The organism is Aquimonas sp. (assembly GCF_044377145.1).
Taxonomy (GTDB): Bacteria; Pseudomonadota; Gammaproteobacteria; order Xanthomonadales; family Xanthomonadaceae; genus Aquimonas.
Map to the genome: position 1 here is coordinate 1 of NZ_JBILJQ010000169.1, position 2,915 is coordinate 2,915.

Genomic DNA, 2,915 nt, shown 5'->3' on the forward strand with positions numbered 1-2,915 from the left:
CGCGTCTGCTTCTTCTTCGCCGTGTAGGCCAGAGAGTCGAAGGTGGTCTGCTTCATGGGGTGACTGTCATGTGGGTGATGCACAAATTCTACCAGCCGGGCTGGGATAAAACAGAGGTTCCTTAGGTGCTTGGTCGCGGAAGTTGAATCGAATGAATCGGTTGTTGTAGAGGGTATCGATGCCCCGTGGCTGACTTTTGAAGCGATCAAGTACCACGGCCATAGGACAGTTGGCGATCTAGTTTGGGTATCCTTCCTGTCTTGACTGGAGCAGTATTGGGGAATCCTCCGGCCAGCCAGTCTCAGGAAAAGCGAAAAGACTTCATGTACGCATGGCTTATCTGGATCGAGTTGAGCCAATCAAAAGCCCAGGATCACGAAATCCCCGCATCAGATCTAGGCAAGTAGCATTTCAGTGCCGTCGCGGGGGGCGCCGGCTCAATTTTAGTGTTGTAGCACCGTGTGGCAGTGAGTTAAACCCCGAGGCAAGCCTGCGACTTCGCTAGACGCGACCCCATTCGCCTGTTCGCCTGTGCTTCGCTCCGAGCGATTTGATCTGTGCAAATGACCGTGACCCGGTCGGTCAGAGCTTTGAAATGCAGCCCCGTTCCTTACAAGCACTGGGGCAGGACCTGTGTGCGTATTGCTCCAAACGTACCGTCCTCTCTGTGCGGAGGAGTCGAGAGGGCATCGGCGCGAGTGTAAGCTGCAAACAAGGGCGGGCTTGAACTCATCAAGCCCGCCCTCTAAAGGCCGTCGGCGCCACTTGAGCGGCGCATTGATGGCTCTTCCACAACCTTTCTATTGCACTGGAGTTCCCCCATGCTCAGCTTTTCCCTGATTCTTTCCCTCACGCTTTCTTCAACGCCTGTCGACGTCGCGGGTCGGCCCATGCTGCCGGGAGAAATGCTTCCGGCGCCGGCCGCTGAAGTGATCGAGCTTGAACCGGTGCCGCCCTCCGTCAGCGGCGTTTGGCGGCTGCTGCAATATGCACTGACGCCCACGCCGGGTCCGGCCGAGGCGCTGGCGATCGCCGATCTCACCAATGATGGCCGCGCCGAACTTGCGCTCAGCCTGGGCGCCGGTTCGAATTCAGGCGCGCTGCTGCAGGTGTATGCGGGCGACGGACTCGGTGGCCTGGGCCTGATCCAGAAACACGAGTTGTCGGGCGGCTACGGCCGGCAGGCCATGGCCATCGGCCAATTCAATCTTTATCCGGGGCTGGATGTCGCGGTGGGCACCTCGACTGGGGTGGTGCTGTATCCGGGTGGCGGCGGCGTCCGCCCACTGGCGCCGGGGCAGCGTTTTGGCGCTGCTGCCGTGGAGATCGCCGCTGCGATCAACTTCAAGGAGCGCGCGGCCGATGCTTTGGCCACCACTACCTGGTCCAGCCAGGGCAGCGTCTACCAGCCCAGCCCCAAGGGACTGTTCGCCACGCCCTGGCCGGTCAACGTCGCCGGCTACAACCGGATTGGAAGCGGCGACCTGGATGCCGACGGCCTGATCGATGTCGTCACCGCCAGCGGCCAGGGTTTGGGCCCCAGCCTTCGGGTGCATCGCAATACCGGCCACGGCAGCCTGACCGAGCTGCAGGCCCTGCATGCCGTGTGTCCGGGTGGAACCTTTGCGTCGGTGGGCGGCGTCGGGCTGGGCGATGTCGACGGCGATGGCCACGCCGATGTGGTGGCCGCCGCTGGCGGCAACCGGCCGAGAAGTTGCCTGCAGATCTTCAAGGGCAACGGCAAGGGCCAGTTCCAGCCGGCGACCTTCGTGCCGAGCTACGACCTCCCCGGCCCGCTGGCCGTGGCCGATCTCAACGGCGATGGCCTGAGCGACGTCGTTACCCTGCACAACGGGTGGCTTCGCCTGGGCGTCTATCTGCAGCAGCCCAATGGCCAGCTGGGCGCGGAGCAGCTGTTTCCAATTCCCTATCAGAGCTGGTATCCGGCACAGGGCCTGGCGGTGGCCGACCTGGTCGGCGACGCCTGCCTGGATGTTGCGATCGCTTCCAGCCAGGGGCTGGTTGTCTTGCAGGGGAGGGACTGTGCCCTTCCGCAGCAATCGTCCAACGCGAGTTCACTGGACTGATGCTGAGCCTTCCCCATCCTTCAAAAGCCCAACCCATTGAATTTATGCGGATTTGCTGAAGTGCAGGCGCCGGCTCGTGCACCCTGAGAGGTGTCAAAGCCAACAGAAGCCGGGCCGGTACGCGCGAGCGAAGCATTGCAGACGTGGATGGGCGAGTCGTTTCCAGCGCTGTTCGATAGGCGCGTTGTCCGACGTCTGCGCCCATTCACACCGGCCCCAGCCGCTCACTCTCGACGCCGTTGCGCCATTCGCGCTGGTGTTCGATCCGGCCCAGGCGTTCGAGGTGGCGCAGGATCGCGCGCACGGTCACCACCGGATAGCGGCCGCCGAGGCGGGTGGCGACGGGGTAGTCGGTGAAGGCCAGGTTGGCGGCGAACAGGCCGCCGGCGGCACGTTTGGAGTAGGCGATGTGGACGTGGTCGGGCTCGAAGCTGTTCTCGCGCAGATGCATCTGCGCCTGCGCGGTCCGCGCGGCGCCTTAGTCGGCAGCGGCCAGCAGCTCAACAGCCCAAGCGGTGGAGTTCTGATAGGCGTGGCTGCCGGGGCGGGCCATCAGGCTGTAGCGCGGCTGGGGACGATTCCGTAGGCCGCGTGCGCGCTGTAATGGCGCCCGCATTGCACTCGACCAACACCGTTCTCAGGAAGACGATACGGGTGCCCCTATTTGATCCGAGTCGATGGCCCGTGCTGACCCGATCCCGCGTAAGCGTCCGCCCACCTCACCTACCTTCCTTACCTGATTCTCCCGACCGTCTCCGGTTTCCCCAACGGAGGACCGGTCGATGGCGTGTTCGGAGGCGTGGCGGTGGCGGGCGCATGTGCGCTCGC

1 protein-coding gene and 1 pseudogene are annotated in these 2,915 nt (G+C 63.5%); one reads left to right on the plus strand and one right to left on the minus strand.

Translation table 11 applies throughout. The features are described from left to right. The first annotated feature begins 821 nt into the window (after positions 1 to 821). Entirely contained in the window at positions 822 to 2,087 is a 1,266-nt protein-coding gene (locus ACIQ7H_RS22200; RefSeq protein WP_395795675.1) for an FG-GAP repeat domain-containing protein, read from the plus strand. 205 nt (positions 2,088 to 2,292) lie between these two features. Here ACIQ7H_RS22200 and ACIQ7H_RS22205 read toward each other — a convergent pair. Continuing rightward, positions 2,293 to 2,703 (minus strand): annotated as a pseudogene (locus tag ACIQ7H_RS22205) (DUF2145 domain-containing protein). Between the last annotated feature and the right edge of the window lie 212 nt (positions 2,704 to 2,915).

What these genes read in the sequence shown, in the direction of transcription:
- ACIQ7H_RS22200 (WP_395795675.1), top strand. Translation starts at nt 822, where the DNA reads ATGCTCAGCTTTTCCCTGATTCTTTCCCTCACGCTTTCTTCAACGCCT.